The 16,199-nt window shown below is 68.8% G+C and carries 13 protein-coding genes; 6 read left to right on the top strand and 7 right to left on the bottom strand.

What is annotated here, in order from left to right:
* Positions 1-43 precede the first annotated feature (43 nt).
* From SCNU_RS03225 to SCNU_RS03215, 3 genes are read right to left on the bottom strand one after another with little or no spacing between them, the layout of a single operon-like run.
* A complete protein-coding gene (locus tag SCNU_RS03225; protein ID WP_009677921.1) occupies positions 44-400 on the bottom strand; it encodes a DUF3017 domain-containing protein in 357 nt (118 codons plus the stop codon).
* The gene (locus tag SCNU_RS03220) at positions 400-1,266 is read right to left on the bottom strand and encodes a bifunctional methylenetetrahydrofolate dehydrogenase/methenyltetrahydrofolate cyclohydrolase (RefSeq protein WP_009677920.1); all 867 of its coding nucleotides are present in this window, start codon (positions 1,264-1,266) and stop codon (positions 400-402) included. The genes SCNU_RS03225 and SCNU_RS03220 overlap by 1 nt, the downstream gene beginning before the upstream one ends.
* A gap of 53 nt (positions 1,267-1,319) precedes the next feature.
* Positions 1,320-1,919, bottom strand: a complete 600-nt coding sequence (locus SCNU_RS03215) for a TetR/AcrR family transcriptional regulator (protein WP_009677919.1) — start codon at positions 1,917-1,919, stop codon at positions 1,320-1,322.
* A gap of 142 nt (positions 1,920-2,061) precedes the next feature.
* Here SCNU_RS03215 and SCNU_RS03210 point away from each other — a divergent pair, with 142 nt between their 5' ends.
* Positions 2,062-3,402 carry a cytochrome P450 gene (locus SCNU_RS03210; protein ID WP_009677918.1) on the top strand — a complete coding sequence of 447 codons (1,341 nt, stop codon included), beginning with the start codon at positions 2,062-2,064 and terminating at the stop codon, positions 3,400-3,402.
* A gap of 48 nt (positions 3,403-3,450) precedes the next feature.
* Here SCNU_RS03210 and SCNU_RS20550 read toward each other — a convergent pair whose 3' ends face one another.
* Entirely contained in the window at positions 3,451-3,591 is a 141-nt protein-coding gene (locus SCNU_RS20550) for a hypothetical protein (RefSeq protein ID WP_009677917.1), read from the bottom strand.
* Between the two features lie 310 nt (positions 3,592-3,901).
* On the opposite strand from SCNU_RS20550, the gene SCNU_RS03205 reads away from it, so the two are divergent.
* Positions 3,902-4,366, top strand: coding sequence for a tRNA (cytidine(34)-2'-O)-methyltransferase (locus SCNU_RS03205; protein ID WP_009677916.1), 465 nt, complete (start codon positions 3,902-3,904; stop codon positions 4,364-4,366).
* 72 nt (positions 4,367-4,438) lie between these two features.
* On the opposite strand, the gene SCNU_RS20735 is transcribed toward SCNU_RS03205, so the two are convergent.
* The gene (locus tag SCNU_RS20735; protein WP_009677915.1) at positions 4,439-7,030 is read right to left on the bottom strand and encodes a citrate/2-methylcitrate synthase; all 2,592 of its coding nucleotides are present in this window, start codon (positions 7,028-7,030) and stop codon (positions 4,439-4,441) included.
* Between the two features lie 54 nt (positions 7,031-7,084).
* On the opposite strand from SCNU_RS20735, the gene SCNU_RS03190 reads away from it, so the two are divergent.
* The gene (locus SCNU_RS03190; RefSeq protein ID WP_040517556.1) at positions 7,085-8,227 is read left to right on the top strand and encodes a citrate/2-methylcitrate synthase; all 1,143 of its coding nucleotides are present in this window, start codon (positions 7,085-7,087) and stop codon (positions 8,225-8,227) included.
* Positions 8,228-8,326: 99 nt separating this feature from the next.
* Entirely contained in the window at positions 8,327-8,716 is a 390-nt protein-coding gene (locus tag SCNU_RS03185) for an SHOCT domain-containing protein (RefSeq protein ID WP_009677913.1), read from the top strand.
* Between the two features lie 60 nt (positions 8,717-8,776).
* Here the strand turns inward: SCNU_RS03185 and nagB are convergent, their stop codons facing one another.
* Complete coding sequence (gene nagB / locus SCNU_RS03180) at positions 8,777-9,526, bottom strand: glucosamine-6-phosphate deaminase (RefSeq protein ID WP_009677912.1); 750 nt, start codon at positions 9,524-9,526, stop codon at positions 8,777-8,779.
* 108 nt (positions 9,527-9,634) lie between these two features.
* Positions 9,635-12,925, bottom strand: coding sequence for an error-prone DNA polymerase (locus tag SCNU_RS03175; RefSeq protein WP_009677911.1), 3,291 nt, complete (start codon positions 12,923-12,925; stop codon positions 9,635-9,637).
* A gap of 201 nt (positions 12,926-13,126) precedes the next feature.
* On the opposite strand from SCNU_RS03175, the gene SCNU_RS03170 reads away from it, so the two are divergent.
* Together SCNU_RS03170 and SCNU_RS03165 are read left to right on the top strand one after the other, a co-directional pair.
* Positions 13,127-15,046 (top strand): SDR family oxidoreductase, encoded by a 1,920-nt coding sequence (locus SCNU_RS03170; protein WP_040517496.1) that lies wholly within the window; start codon positions 13,127-13,129, stop codon positions 15,044-15,046.
* A gap of 33 nt (positions 15,047-15,079) precedes the next feature.
* The gene (locus SCNU_RS03165) at positions 15,080-16,144 is read left to right on the top strand and encodes an alanine racemase (RefSeq protein WP_009677909.1); all 1,065 of its coding nucleotides are present in this window, start codon (positions 15,080-15,082) and stop codon (positions 16,142-16,144) included.
* Positions 16,145-16,199: the final 55 nt, after the last annotated feature.

Genomic DNA, 16,199 nt, shown 5'->3' with positions numbered 1-16,199 from the left:
CACCGTGGCACATCGGCTCGGCGAGGTCGTGGAGGTTCGCGTCCTACGCGGTGCCGAGGGAGTCGATCGAGGTGGCCAGCCAGAGCACACTGCCGCCGAGCACCGCCATCGCCGAGATGTCGAATGCCCGGCTGCGCACCTGGAGCAGTCCGGTCCGATTCGCCGGCAGGAACGCCCGGAACACCGCACCGAGCAGCATCGCGGCACCGAACACGAACGCACCGCGCCGCCACCGGTCGATCAGCACGAGCAGCGCGGCGACGGCGATCACGGCCAGGACGATGTAGTACGGAAGGTCGACGATGAACCCGTAGACCTTTCGAGCACGACGGATCGACTCGACTCGGTCCGCGTCGGCGTGCGCCGCGCCCCCCGAAGTGTCCTCGACGCCGTCCGCCATCATTCGCCCTCGGCGGCCGCCAGCTGCGCCTCGGCCCGCTCGACGACATTCGCCAGCAGGAAGGCGCGCGTCAGCGGACCGACGCCGCCGGGGTTCGGCGACACCGCGCCCGCGACCTCCCAGACGTCCGGATGCACGTCACCGGTGAGGCCCGCCTCGGTGCGACTGACGCCGACGTCGATGACGGCCGCGCCCGGCTTCACCATGTCGGGCGTGATCAGATGCGGCACGCCCGCGGCCGCGACGACGATGTCAGCACGACTGACCTCGGCGGCGAGATCCCGAGTTCCGGTGTGGCACAGGGTGACCGTCGCGTTCTCGCTGCGACGAGTCAGCAGTAGGCCGATCGGGCGGCCGATGGTCACGCCGCGGCCGACCACGGTGACCCGGGCTCCGTCGAGCGGGATGTCGTAGCGGCGGAGCAGGTGGATCACGCCGCGCGGGGTGCACGGCAGCGTCGACTCCTTGCCGAGCACCAGCCGTCCGAGGTTGATCGGGTGCAGGCCGTCGGCGTCCTTCTCCGGCGCGATGCGCTCGAGCGCCGCGTTCTCGTCGAGGTGCTTCGGCAGCGGCAGCTGCACGATGTAGCCGGTGCAGGCGGGGTCCGCGTTGAGCTCGTCGATCGCCGCATTCAGCTGCTCGGTCGTCGCATCCGCCGGAAGGTCCTTGCGGATCGAGGCGATCCCGACCTTGGCGCAGTCGGAGTGCTTGCCCTTGACGTACGAGTGCGAGCCCGGGTCGTCGCCGACCAGCACGGTTCCGAGGCCGGGAGTGATCCCGGCCGCGTTGAGCCGCGCCACGCGGGCGCTCAGATCGGTGAAGATCTCGTCGCGGGTGAGTTTGCCGTCCAGTCGAATCGCCGTCACGGCTCCCTATTGTTCCACTTCCGGTGCCGGTCGCGTGTATCCGCCGATGGAGATCACGTCGATCTCCCGGCAGCGGTCAGCGCCAGACACGCCGCGACCGCCGACTCCTCGAGGGTTCGCAGCGGACGACCGTCCTCCAGGGTCGACGCGGCGAGCTCCCGAATGCCGCCCCAGATGATCACCGCCGTCTCGCGCGCGATCGGCTCGATGCGCGCCGCGCGGAACTGCTCGGTGCTCGTCAATCGCGCCATCAATTCGGTGAACGACTCAAGCGACGCGAGCTGGACCGCTCGCGCCACGTCGCCGAGCGCGGGCAGTTCCCGGATCCAGCTGCGGGTGATCGACGGGTGCGACTCGCACACCGCGATGTACGCATGGACCGCCTGACGGACCTGCTCTCGCCACGGCGCACCCTGATCGACGGCCGCCTCGATCGCAGCCAGGAGTTCGTGGTTCACCGAACCCAGCAGTTCCAGGTAGCACTCCTGCTTGTCGGTGAACTGTTCATAGAACGACCGCTTCGACGTCCTCGCGGCCCGCACGATGTCGGCGATGGTCGTCGCTCGGTAGCCGCGCTCGTCCAGGCAGACGAGCATCGCCTCGAGAAGCCGTCCGCGCACCGTGGTGCCGTCCAGCGCGGTCGTCGACGCCATTGCATGCACCTCACAGTTCTGGGGGCTTTTCGTCGCCGGCCCTTGGCAAGTCTGGTACTTCATCGTACCGTTGGTACCAAGCGGTACCAGAGTGGCTGAGCGAACGGCATGGGCCGTCACCCGGCCGAGAAAGGACCTACTCATGAACGTCGATCTCTCAAGCCCGGCCCTCGCGGACCATCTGCCTCCCGGCCCTCACCGACCGCGTGCCGTCCAGGGCGCGGAGTTCTTGGTAGGCCGACGCCGTGCGCTGCAACGACTGGCGCGTCGCTACGGCGACGCCGTCACGCTCGCCCTGCCCGCATTCGGCGACGCCGTCCTGATCAGCGATCCCGCGATGGCCAAGCAACTGTGCATGGCGAAGTCCGACGTGGTCGCGAACGTCCGGCCCAATCTCGGTCGGATCTTGGGTGGGGGTTCGATGTTCGCGCTCGACGCCGACGACCATCGTCGACGCCGCAAGCTGCTGACCCCTCCGCTGCACGGCAAGCGGATCAAAGCCTACGAGGAGATCGTCGCCGAGGAGTTCGCCGCCGAGTCCGCGACCTGGCCGATCGGCCGGCCGTTCCCGACGCTGGAACCGATGATGCGCATCACGCTCAACGTGATTCTGCGCGCCGTGTTCGGCGCCGACGGCATGCGGTTGGACGCGCTCCGCGAGCTGATGCCGCCGCTGGTGACGCACGGATCGAGATTGACGACGCTGCCCGATCTCCCCGGCATCGGTGGATCGTTCAACCCCCGCAATCGATTCGCCGCCGAGCGCGCCGCATACGACGCGGTGGTCGTGCCGCTGATCCGGGAGGCCCGCGCCGACCCACAGCTCGCGGATCGGGCGGACATCCTCGCCCTCATGGTGCAGAGCTCATACGACGACGGCAGCTCGATGACGGACGCCGAGATCAGCGACGAGCTGCTGACACTGCTGGCCGCAGGTCATGAGACCACCGCCACCACCCTCGCGTGGGCGATGGAGCGGCTCAGCAGGCACCCGGCGATCCTCGCCGACCTCGCGGCCGAGGCCGATTCCGACGAGAACACCCTTCGGATCGCGACGATCCACGAGGTGCAGCGGAGCCGTCCGGTGATCGACCTGTTCGGCCGCCACGTGATCGCCGACTCGCTCGAGCTCGGACCGTACCGAATCCCCAAGGGCTACAACGTGATCGTCGGCATCTCCCTGCTGCACGACGACAGCCGCGAGTTCGCCGACCCCGAACGGTTCGACCCGGAGCGGTTCGTCGGCGCCAGACCCGGACAGGCCTGGCTGCCGTTCGGCGGCGGCACCCGCCGCTGCATCGGCTCCGCCTTCGCCCACATGGAGATGGATGTCGTTCTGCGCGAACTGTTCCGGTCGTTCACCGTGCAGCCCACGACGGCGAAAGACGAACGCTGGCACTCGCGCGGCGTCGCCTACGCGCCCGCTCGCGGCGGCCGCGTGACGCTGTCGCGCACAAGACCGTCGTTCGGTGCCACCAGGTGACACCGAACGACGGTCTTGTCGCAGCGTGACGTTGACCGGACAATCAGATCAAGCGGCCACCATCTGCGAGCGGGCGACGGCGAGGAACTCCTCGACCGTCACATAGAAGCCGGTGGCGTCGTCGATCTGGAACCAGACCGTCTGCTTCGGGTCGAGTCGGTCGGTGTGGGTATCGATATGGGTGTTCATGGTTATGCCTCCTAGGCATGCGTAGGTGGCAGCGGCTCGCGCCGCTGCGGAGTATGTGCGGGTCTCGGGCTCCGATGTCGGCCCAGTGACGGACTGCGTGAGGTTCTCGTGGCTCGCCTGCGCCGTTCGGCGCGCGATCCCAGACCCAGAGGTCCTCAGGAGATTCGCAAGAGGTTCGCGGCGGACCGTGAGATGATCGACGCCAATGTCTTGCGGGCACAACATAGTCGCACGATTGGTCGACTGGCGTCAAGTACGTTCGCGGGAGGTGCCGGATGAGCCCGCCTCACCACAAGCATACAATCGCCGTGTGTTCCGGATCGTCTACTTTCAGCCCTGCATCCCACCCAACACCGGCAACGCGATCCGGATCGCGGCCAACACCGGCTGCGAACTGCACCTGATCGAGCCGCTGGGCTTCACCATGACCGATGCACAGGTGCGCCGCGCGGGCCTCGACTACCACGAGATGGCCAACGTCACGGTTCATCCCGATCTGGCGACGGCGTGGGAGAAGCTCGCGCCGACCAGGGTGTTCGCATTCACCGCTCACGCGACGCGGTTCTACACCGACGTCTCGTACGAACCCGGCGACGTCCTGCTCTTCGGCCCCGAGCCGACCGGCCTGCCCGACGAGGTGCTCGCCGATCCGCACGTCACCGACCAGTTGCGGATTCCGATGCTCGAGGGCCGACGGTCGATGAATCTCGCGAACGCGACCAGCGTCGCCCTGTACGAGGCCTGGCGGCAGAACGGATTCGACGGCGCCGTGTGACGACTGCCCGGAAAAGTGTCGAGTTGTCGTTCGTGGCGAGCAACGACTCGACACTTCTCGGCACACCTGGCGTCACCGGTGCCAGTCGACCTGCGCGGCCATCGTGCGTAGTTTCTCTCCGCGTCGTGCCGATCCGGTGGACACCCAACCGATCCGGCCGTACACGTAAGAACGGAAGTCCGGTCGGTCATCCCGGTTCTGCGATTCTGCGCCGTCGCGGATCGCATTGTGCAGCAACGCTTTCAGTGCGTCATAGTCAGAGCGACAGGACCGTGGCCCGCGGTTGACGACGAGGCCGCCGAGCTGCTGCCGCTGGTGGTCGCGCATCACGCGCACCTTGTCGCGATGGACGGCGAATCCCTCGGCTTTCACGACCCGCTCGATGAACCAGAGCAGCCCGCCGACGTCGACGTCGTCGCCGGAGAAGGCGAGGTCGTCGCCGTATCGGGTGTAGGTGACACCGTGCCGGGCGGCGTAACCCGCGACCCGGTAGTCGAGGCGCCGCAGTACCAAGTTCAGCAACGCGGGCGAGGTCGGCGCTCCCTGCGGGAGATGCCGCTCGCGAAGCAGCACGGCATGGTCGAAGTCCACGCGGTGCCGGTCTTCGATCGCCCGACTCGTGGTGCACAGGCAGGCGAGGTACGAGGCGACGGCGGGCGCGTACCCGATCGCGGAGAACACCGCCTTCACACGCGGATAGGTCACATGCTCGAAGCAACGCCGCAGGTCGACCCGCACCACGACGTCGTGGAGCGCATGCCGGGAACCGAACGACTCGACCGACCGCCCACGCATGAAACCGTGCGCCGACGGGTGTGGCGGAACATGGACCAGAATCTCGTCCAGGACCTTGCGCTGCACCGTCGCGAGGCGTTCCTTGGGCGCCTCGATGATCCGGAACCCACCGTCGCGCTTCACGATTCGTTTCACCCGATAGTGACGGAGCGGCTCCGCGGTCCGGCGCGACCATCGGCCGCGCGCGGCGAACCACTCCAGTTCTCCCAGGTCCAAGTTCAGCCAGTGCGCCAGCGCTTCGACATCGGCGACTTGCCGGACGTCGAATCTCGGCGCGGACGTTCTCGGCTCCGGCCAACGGACACGCGGCGCCGCCGGAATCGCGGCGATGAATGCGGTGAGGCGTTCTGACGACGGCGGAGAGGCGAACTCCCTGATCAGCGCTTGTGCGAGGTCATCGGCGTCCACCGGGTCGATGACCGCGACGAGCGCGCCGTCGAGCTCTGGTGCAGTCCGCAGGCTCCCGGCATCGTCACCGGCATCGTCACCGGCGGCCGCGCCGAGCAATCCCACGACGGCGCCGACCGCCCGATGCACTCGGTGCTGGTCGAAGCGGAACGGCGACCGCATCCCCGGCTCGATCACATCCTCCCGTTCTGCCGCGGGGAGGACGGTGCGACCAGACTTGTCGTCATCGGCGCGCACCCAGCACACGGAGTGTGCCGCCTGCGCGCGGCTGCGAGGCCCAACAGTGAATGCACCCGACGCGCCACCAATCAAGTGTCGAGTTGTCGTTCGTGGCGATCGACGACTCGACAGAGTTCGGACCGCTGCCGCCGAACAGCTCAGCCCGTCCGACTGCCGCGCCAGCGCAGCGGGGCCTCGCCGTACTCCTCCGCCGCAGAGAGAGGACGCTGCCGGCGGGGGCTCCCGGAACGCTCGACGAGAGCCCACGAAGAGCACCTCTCCGGACCTGGCCGGTAGGCCCAGTTCGTGGGTCACGACCGCGCCTGCGAAGTCGATGTTCATCGGCCGCCCCACGCGCTGCTCGACGGCCTCGGCGGCAGCGAGGGCAGACGACCTCGGTCGCTCTGCGCGAACCCGGTCGAGGACGATCTGCGCTCGCGGGTCCGGCCCCGAGTAGATGACGTGGCCGAAACCCGGAACCAGCCCGCCGACCACCGCGTCCGCGAGCGCGCGGTCGACCGCGGCACCACCGACCACCGCGTCGAGCAGCGCTCGCGCCGTCGCCGGCGCGCCGCCGTGCAGCGGTCCCGCCAGCGCCGCGTAGCCGGCGAGCAGGGCGTCGAAGATCCCGGCCCGCGCGGACGCCGCGACCCGAGCCGCGGTCGTCGATGCGGCGAGGCCGTTGTCGATGAGGACGGTCGCGAGCAGGTCGACCCACCGGTGGGCGAAATCGATCTCGGGGACTGCGGCGGCGAGATGCGGGAGCAGGCCGAGAACGCGTGCGCCGACGTCGGACAGGTCCGCGCGCAGCGGGTCGGCGGCCGCGACCAGCGCCACCGTCAACGGGATGCGTCGCTCGATCGACACGCCGTGGACGACCGTTGTGTCAACGTCCGGCACCGGCCTGGCCTCGGAGGAGTCGAGCACCAGCTGCGCCACGTCGGCGAAATCCATGTCGGCGCAAAGCTCTTCGATGTCCCTGCCGCGCAGATAGAGGCGGTCGTCCCGAATCGCCGACACGCCGCTGGCGACGGCACGGAACCGGAGCAGCCGATCGCCGGACCGCCGGCCGTCGTGCTTCGCCGCGGCGAGCGAGTCGATCTGCGTGCGGTCGAACAGCGACTCGTTCTGGCCGGGCATCCGCCGCGAGGTCAGCACTCCTCGGCTGACGTACGAATAGAGCGTCCCCCGTTTGACGCCGAGCCGCGCGGCCGCCTCCGACGTGGTGATCCACTGCTCCACTCATTGATTCAATCAACATTGCAGATGTTGATCAACGGGCGCAGACTCGGCCGTATGAGTCCAGCAAGCGAACCCATCACCGTTCCTCGTGGATTGAAGAACGTCGTCGTCACCGACACCACGATCGGCGACGTCCGCGGCGAGGAGGGCTTCTACCACTACCGCCAGTACGACGCGACGGAGCTCGCGCGAACCTCGCGCTTCGAAGACGTGTGGCACCTGATGATTCACGGCACCCTGCCCGACGACGCCGAGTCGGCGGCGTTCGCACGGCGCATCGGCGAGCTGCGCCTGCTCTCCCCGGCCACCGTCGACCTGCTTCGCAAAGTCGTCACCCCGGAGGTCGAGCCCCTGGCAGCGCTTCGTCTGGCCCTGGCGTCCGAGGGGATTCTGGAGCGACCGCTGTTCGATCTCACGGAGGGCGAGCGGACCGACGCCGCTCTCCGGTACGCGGCGATCGCGCCGACTGTGGTGGCGGCCGCGCATCGCCTGTCGCAGGGTCTGGACGTCATCGACGCCGACCCGACGGCCGGGCACGTGTCCGACTACCTGCGGATGTCCACCGTGAGCGCGGACGACGACGCGGTCAGCGCGCTACAGACGTACCTGATCACCACGATCGATCACGGCTTCAACGCCTCCACCTTCGCCGGCCGGGTGGTGGCGTCGTCCGGGTCGGACATGACCTCGTCGATCCTCGGTGCGCTCGGCGCCTTCCTGGGTCCGCTGCACGGCGGCGCACCGGGTCGGGCGCTGGCCGCCCTCGACGAGATCGGCGATCCCGCGAACACTCGTGACTGGGTGCGCGGACGGATCGCCGCGGGCGAGATCATCATGGGCTTCGGCCACGCCGTCTACCGCACCCACGACCCGCGGGCCGAGTTGCTGAAGGAGGTCGTCACCGCCCGGTACGACTCGTCGCTGGTCCGACGGGCCACCGCGGTAGAGGCGGAGATCGAGGCCGCGATCAACGAACTCAAGCCGGGCCGTCGGTTGTACGCGAACGTCGAGTTCTATGCGGGGGTGCTGATGAGCGAGGTCGGCTTGCCGCCGTCGATGTTCACGCCGACCTTCGGCGTCGCCAGGATCGTCGGCTGGACCGCGAACGTCCTGGAGCAGGCGGCCGAGCGGAAGATCATCCGGCCGGTCGCGCGGTATGTGGGGCCGGAGCCGCGGCGAGGAGCATTCGACCGCTGAATCTCATCCGCGGAGAATGACGCGGCCGACCCGCGGGTGAACGAGAATGGCCCCACGCCTCCCTGAGGCACCGGCATACACAATCAAGGAGACCGTCACGTGTGGGACTCATTCTGGGACTTCATCTGGTACACGATCGTCATCTTCGCCTTCGTCGCGTATCTGATCGCCCTCTGGTACATCATCGGCGATCTCTTCCGCAATAAGGCCGCGTCCGGCTGGTCGAAGGCCGTCTGGATGATCCTGCTGATCCTGCTGCCCTATCTGACCGCGATCGTCTACCTCATCGCGCACGGCAAGGGCATGGCCGAACGGGAGAAGCAGGCCGTCAGCGAAGCGAAGACACAGACGGACGAGTACATCCGGTCCGTCGCCGGCGGAGCGCACCCGACCCCGACGCAGCAGATCAACGAAGCCAAACAGCTCCTCGACTCCGGAGCCATCACGGCTGAGGAGTTCGATCGAATCAAGGCCAAGGCGCTGAGCTGATCCCAACGCCGAATACAGAAGCAGCCCGGTCGATTCGACCGGGCTGCTTCCATACGACCGCTAAGGCTTGTGCGCGTACACGTACTTGTAGTACTCGGCGTCGGCCAGCTTGCTCGCCGCGGCGGGGTCGATCACGACGGTCGCGTGGCGGTGCCACTGCAGGATCGACGCCGGGCACGACGCCGCCAGCGGTCCCTCGACCGCGGCGGCGATCGCGTCCGCCTTGCCCTCCCCCGTCGCGACGAGCGCGAGCCGTTTGGCGTCGCAGATGGTGCCGAGGCCCTGGGTGATGACGTGCATGGGCACCTCGTCGAACGAGTCGAAGAAGCGGGCGTTGTCCTGCCTGGTCTTCTCGGTCAGGGTCTTGATCCGGGTGCGCGAGGTCAGCGACGACGACGGCTCGTTGAACCCGATGTGGCCGTTGCTGCCGATGCCGAGGATCTGCACGTCGACCGGACCCACCTGTGCGATGAGAGCGTCGTAGGCCTCGGCGGCGACCTTGCTGTCAGGCGCCATCCCGTCCGGTGAGTGGACCTCGCCGATGTCGATGTGGTCGGTGAAGTTGTCGCGGATGAACCGCGCGTACGACTCCGGGTGTGTCGGCGGCAGGCCGACGTACTCGTCGAGCAGCACCGCGTTCACCCCGGCGAAGGAGAGTCCCTCCTCGCGGTGCCTGCGGATCAGTTCGGTGTAGGTGGCCAGCGGCGACGACCCCGTCGCCAGGCCCAGCGTCGACGCGCCGCCGGACACGGCCTCGGCGATGATGTCGGCCATCACCTGCTCGGGGCGATCAACGATCACGACCTCCATGCGTTCCCTGCCTTCTCGTCCGCGATGAGGAGTGCTGCCGACGACACCCGTCCGAGGCGGTCGTCACCGCGAGATTATCCCGGATACCGCGCGTCGGCAGGCGACTCGTCAGCACCAGTCACGTGACCGCGTCCCGACCTTCAGATCCAGCTTCTGCAATCGGTCGGCGACGACGGTCACCGCGCCCTCCGCGTTCTGCACGCGGCCACGGATGAGCAGCGCCGACGCCGTCTGCGCGAGCGTCCGGTAGCGCGCCCACAGCCCCACCGAGCACACGACGTTCACCATCCCGGTCTCGTCCTCGAGATTGACGAAGGTGACGCCGGACGCGGTGGCCGGTCGTTGCCGGTGCGTGACCGCTCCCCCGACCAGCACGCGGCTGCCGTCGGCCACCGACAGCAGCCGGTCGGCCGGGACCACGCCCATCGCGTCGAGCCGGGGGCGCAGGTACTCGGTCGGGTACGCGCGCGGCGAGACGCCGGTCGACAGCGCGTCGACGGTGGTGAGCTCCACCTCGGACATGCCGGGCAGTGTCGGCGCTCCGCGCGGTGAGGTCACGTCCAGCTGATCGTTGCGGAGTCCGGCCGCCGCCCCCGCCTCCCAGAGGGCCGCACGACGATCCCGGCCGAGGCTCTCGAACGCGCCGGCGGTCGCGATCGCCTCGAGCTGGGCGGTGGTCGCCTCCACCCGCCGGGACAGATCCGCTACCGAGACGAAAGGGCCTCCGGCGCTGCGTTCTTCGACGATTCGGGTGGCGACCTCGTCGGACAGCCCGCGGATCGCGCCCAGACCGATCCGCACGTCGAGTCCACCGTTCTCCAGACCGGCATACGAGAGCGACAGGTTCACGTCCGGGCGATGCACCTGCACACCGTGCCTGCGGGCGTCCGCGACCAGCGACTGCGGCGAGTAGAAGCCCATCGGCTGCGCCCGCAGCAGCGCGGCGCAGAACGCCGCCGGATGATGCAGCTTGAACCACGCGGAGTAGAAGACCAGCGACGCGAAGCTCTGCGAATGGCTCTCCGGGAAACCGAAATTGGCGAAGGCCGCCATCTTCTCGTAGATGCGGTCGGCGAGGTCGCCGGTGATGCCGTTGGTCTCGCGCATGCCGTCGTAGAACCGCTGTCGGAGTCGCTGCATCTTCTCCGGCGACCGCTTGGACCCCATCGCACGGCGCAGCTGGTCCGCCTCCGCCGCACCGAATCCCGCGACGTCACGCGCCACCTGCATCAGCTGTTCCTGGAACAGCGGAATGCCGAGAGTGCGGCCGAGCGCGTCCTCCATCGACGGATGGTCGCAGTTCGGAGCCTCCAGACCGTTGCGCCGCCGGATGTACGGGTGCACCGAGCCGCCCTGGATGGGACCCGGGCGGATCAGCGCCACCTCGACGACGAGGTCGTAGAAGGTGCGCGGTTTGAGGCGCGGGAGCGTCGCCATCTGCGCCCGCGACTCCACCTGGAAGACGCCGACCGAGTCGGCGCGGCACAGCATGTCGTAGACGGCCTCCTCGGTCAGATCGAGCCGAGCCAGATCGACCGTCACGCCCTTGTGCTCGTCGACGAGATCGATCATGTAGTGCAGCGCCGACAGCATGCCGAGTCCGAGAAGATCGAACTTCACCAGACCGATCGCCGCGCAATCGTCCTTGTCCCACTGCAGGACGCTGCGGCCGGCCATCCGGGCCCACTCCGTCGGGCAGACGTCGGCGATCGGCCTGTCGCAGATCACCATGCCACCCGAATGGATCCCGAGATGCCTTGGCAACGACGAGATCTGCGCGGCCATCTCGCGCACGTCGTCGGGCGCCGAGTCGGGGATCTTGCTCCACGCGTCCTGCTGCCCCGGTGCGTAGCCGAGCGCCCGCGCCGTGTCGCGGACCGCCGAGCGCCCCCGATAGGTGATCACGTTCGCCACCTGAGCGCTGTGGCTCCGGCCGTGCTTGGCGTAGACGTGCTGGATCGCCTCCTCGCGGCGGTCGGACTCGATGTCGACGTCGATGTCCGGCGGACCGTCCCGCTCGGGCGAGAGGAAGCGTTCGAAGAGCAGGTGATTGGCGACCGGATCGACGTTCGTGATCCCGAGGGCGTAACAGACCGCCGAGTTCGCGGCGCTGCCCCGTCCCTGGCACAGGATGTCGTTCTCCTTGCAGAACGAGACGATGTCGTGGACCACCAGGAAGTAGCCGGGAAAGGTGAGCGCCTCGATGATCGCGAGTTCGTGGTCGATCTGCCGGTAGGCGTCCGGCCGCTGTTCCCGGGTGCCGTAACGACCGCGCGCGCCCCGTTCGGTGAGCTCGCGCAGCCAGGTGCTCTCACTGTGACCGTCGGGCACGTCGAACGGCGGCAGACTCGGCGCGATCAGCTTCAGGGAGAACGCACACTCGTCCGCGAACGCGACGGCGTTGTCGATGGCTTCCCGATGCGCGGGCATCAGCCGGAGCATCTCGTCGCCGTTACGCAGATGAGCGCCGCCGACCCCGGGCATCCACCCGTCGATGGTCGTGATGTCGGTCCGCGCCCGGATCGCCGCCATCGCCGTCGCGAGGCGCCCGTTCTCGGGCGCCGCGAAGTGCGCTCCGGTGGTCGCGACGGTCGGCACCCGGTGCTGTGCGGCCAGCGACGCCAGGATCGCGTTGCGCTCGTCGTCGTCCGAGCCCGGGCCGGGACTCAGCTCGACGGCGACGTTCCCGATCCCGAAGCGGTCGATCATCTCACCGAGTGCCGCCCCCGCGGCCCGCTTGCCGCCGCGGTCGAGCGCGCGGCGCACCGCGCCCTTGCGGCATCCGGTGAGGATCAGCCAGTCGCCCGCGGCGGCGTGCTCGGTGATCGCGGCGGCGTCGTACCGCAGCAGCCCCTTCTCGCCGCCGGTCATGTGAGCGTCGGCGATCACCCGCGAGAGCCGCCGGTATCCCTCGGCTCGACGCGCCAAGACCTGTAGATGCTCACCCGGCGGGTCCACCGCACCGGCCCGGGCGCTGTCGCGTTCCAGTGACAGTTCGGCCCCGAAAACCGTCGGCATGCCGAACTCGCGGGCCGCCTCGGCGAACCGGACCACGCCGTAGAAGCCGTCATGGTCGGTCAGCGCCAGACCGCGCAGCCCCAGCCGTTGCGCTTCCTCGACCATCGCCTCCGGCATCGACGCGCCGTCGAGAAAGCTGTAGGCGCTGTGCGCGTGCAACTCCGCGTACGGCACGGTCGAGGTGCCGAACTCGATGTCGGCGGCCTCGTACGGCCCGCGCTTGCGCGACCATGCCGGCGAATCCCCGCCGTCGCCCGGCGGTCCGGCGCCGTTGAAGGTCGGCGGAAAGGTCTCTCCGGGCCGATCGCCGCGAGACCGCGCGCGCCCCGACAGCACCCGCTCCATCTCCGACCAGGTCGGAGGCCCGTTGTTCCAGCCCACCGTCTGATTATAGAACGTATGTTCGAGTTGTGGTGGCGGGCGGAAGTACGGCGCCCGACGCTGCGCGGTGAATACCCGCCAACGCCGGCCCTCCAGTGACACCCGCTCCCCCGCACGCAATTGCGCCAGACCTCGCCCGCGACACCCGCAAACTTCCGGCAAACATTCACATGTGTACTGATCTGTGAGACTCTAGGCCCCGTGACGAGCTATTTCGTGACGGGCGGAAGCGGTTTCATCGGCCGTCGGGTACTGCAACGACTGTTGATCAGCAACCCACAGGCACAGATTTACGCATTGGTCCGGTCCGGATCCCTGCACCGCTTCGCCGCCGCAATGGAGAAGGTCGACGGCGCCGACCGCGTGACCACCGTCGTCGGCGACCTGACCGCCGACGACCTCGGCCTGCACGGACCCGAGATCGGCCGGATCGACCACGTCGTCCACCTGGCGGCGGTGCACGACATCACCGCCGACGCGGCACTGCAGCAGGCCGTGAACGTCGAAGGCACCCGGCGGATCGCCGAGTTCGCACTCGCCCACGACGCCATGCTGCATCACGTCTCGTCGATCGCCGTCGCAGGCGATCACGACGGCGACTTCACCGAATCCGACTTCGATCTGGGCCAGAGCTTCCCCACCAGCTGTCACCGCACCAAGTTCGACGCCGAACGGATCGTCCGCGACACCGAGGGCCTCTCCTGGCGCGTGTACCGGCCGGCGGCGGTGGTCGGAGACTCGGCGACCGGCGAGACCGACAAGGCCGACGGCCCCTACTACTTCTTCTCGCACCTCGCCGCCCTCGGCAGCCTGCCGTCGTTCCTGCGACTGCCCCTGCCGGACCTCGGACAGCTCAACCTGGTCCCGGTCGACTTCGTCGCCGACGCGATCGTCGCACTGCTCGATACGCAGGACCGCCGCAGCGGACAGGTGTTCCACCTCGGCGACCCCGGTCAGCGATCGATCACCGACCTGTTCAACGCCGTCGCCCGGGCCTTCGACGGGCCGCGCGGCTTCACCGCCCTCCCGGCAGGCGTGGTGCGGCCGATGCTCGCGGTGAGCGGACTCGGGCCGCTCCGCCCCGGCCGCGACCTCGTCGCCGAGCAGGCAGGCATCCCGCCCGCGGTGCTCGACGCCGCCTCGCTTCCCGTCGTCTTCCGCAGCGAGACCACCGCCGCCGAACTGGCCCGGCTCGGGCTGCATCCGCCCGATCTGGACGAGTACGCACCCCGACTCTGGCAGTACTGGTACGACCATCTCGACCCGGCGCGGCACCGCCGCCACGACCCCCGTGGCCCGCTGGTCGGCAAGAACATCCTGATCACCGGGGCGTCGTCCGGCATCGGCCGAGCGACCGCGCGCATGTGCGTCCGGCGCGGCGCCAACGTCGTACTCGTCGCCCGCGACGCCGATCGTCTCACCGAGACCGCCGCCGAACTGGACGCCGAGGTCCCGAAGCCGGGACTGCCCGTCGGCCGCGCCTACGCCTACCCCGCCGACATCAGCGACGAGGCGGCGGTGCAGACGCTGGTGAAGTCGGTGATCTGCGAGCACGGCCACGTGGACGTGCTGGTCAACAACGCCGGTCGTTCCATCCGCCGCGCCACCGCCAACGCCGTCACCCGCTCGCACGACTACCACCGGATGATGGCCGTCAACTACTTCGGCGCCGTCTACCTGACCCTGGCCCTGTTGCCGCACATGACCGAGCGACAGTCGGGGCATATCGTCAACGTGTCGTCGATCGAAGTGCAGAGCCGAGCGCCGCGATTCGGCGCATACGCGGCGTCGAAGGCCGCACTGGAAGCGTTCAGCGACGCCACCGGCGCCGAGACCCTGTCCGACCACGTCACGTTCAGCAATGTCCGGATTCCGCTGACCAGGACCCGGATGATCGTGCCGACCAACGCCTACGACAGCGTGCGCGGCATCTGGAGCGTCGACAAGGCCGCCCATCGGGTGCTGCACGCGATCGTCGAGCGACCCAAGCGCGTCAACACCCTGCTCGGGGACCTGATCGACTTCGGCCATCACGCGGCGCCACGCCTCACCAACCGGCTGCTGCATCAGGACTTCCTGATGAACGACGAGTCCGACGCCTCGCTCGGACGCACCGGCTGACGCGCGGCGCGGGCTGTCGTGCCACGATCAGGTATGCCCGACACTCCGTTCCTGTTCGTCGACGTCGACCGCCTGGACCGCAATCTGACCGCGATGGCCGACTGGGCCGAGCGGCACGGCATTCGCCTCCGTCCCCACGCCAAGACTCACAAATGCGCGGAGATCGCGCGGCGGCAGCTCGAGGCCGGCGCGGTCGGCCTGTCCGTGGCGACCATCGGCGAGGCGGAGATCTTCGCCGAGCTCGGGGTCGACGATCTGTTCATCGCCTATCCGCTGTGGCTGTCGGAGAACAAGGCCCGGCGGCTCCGCGCGCTGGCCGGCCGAGTGCAGCTGGCGGTCGGAGCCGATTCGGTGGCGGGCGTGCGCCGTCTCGCCGACGCGATCGGGGACACCACCGCCACGGTGCTCATCGAGGTCGATTCCGGCATGCATCGCAGCGGGCTCCCGGCTGGGAACGTCGTGGAGGTTGCGACCGCCGCCCGCGACAGTGGGCTCACCGTCGCCGGGGTCTTCACCTTCCCCGGGCACGGTTACGGGCCCGGCAGCGCGCGGTCGGACGCGGCCGCCCAGGAGGCTCAGGCTCTCGGCTCGGCGGCGGAGGCATTGCGCGCCAACGGTTTCGATATCACCGTGGTGAGCGGCGGCTCGACTCCGACAGTGCAGTTCGCCGATCCCGGAGTGGTGACCGAACTGCGGCCCGGGGTGTACCCGTTCTACGACGCTCAGCAGTTGGAGCTCGGGAGCTGCGGCATCGACGACGTCGCCCTCGCCGCGATCTCCACGGTCGTCAGCGCGGCCGGCCCGCGGATCGTGCTCGACGCGGGCAGCAAGGTCCTCGGCGCCGACCGACCCGCCTGGACCACGGGGTTCGGCCGTCTCGCCGACCATCTCGACGCGCGCATCGTCTCACTGTCCGAGCACCACGCCGTCGTCGAATTCCCTCCTGGCACAGCGATTCCCACACTCGGCGACGTGGTCCGCGTGATCCCCAACCACGTCTGCAACGCCGTCAACCTGGTCGACGATCTGTACGCGGGCACCGCACCCGACGGCGATTTGGAGACCTGGCAAGTCATCGCGCGAGGCGCGAACAGCTGATCTCGTATTTGAATCCCGTATAGGCCGAAGTCTTCGCTGAAATCGCCGATCGAGG

This window comes from Gordonia neofelifaecis NRRL B-59395, assembly GCF_000192435.1.
Taxonomy (GTDB): Bacteria; Actinomycetota; Actinomycetes; order Mycobacteriales; family Mycobacteriaceae; genus Gordonia; species Gordonia neofelifaecis.
The sequence above is the reverse complement of the archived record's forward strand: the minus strand, read 5'-3'. Positions and strand labels throughout refer to the sequence as shown.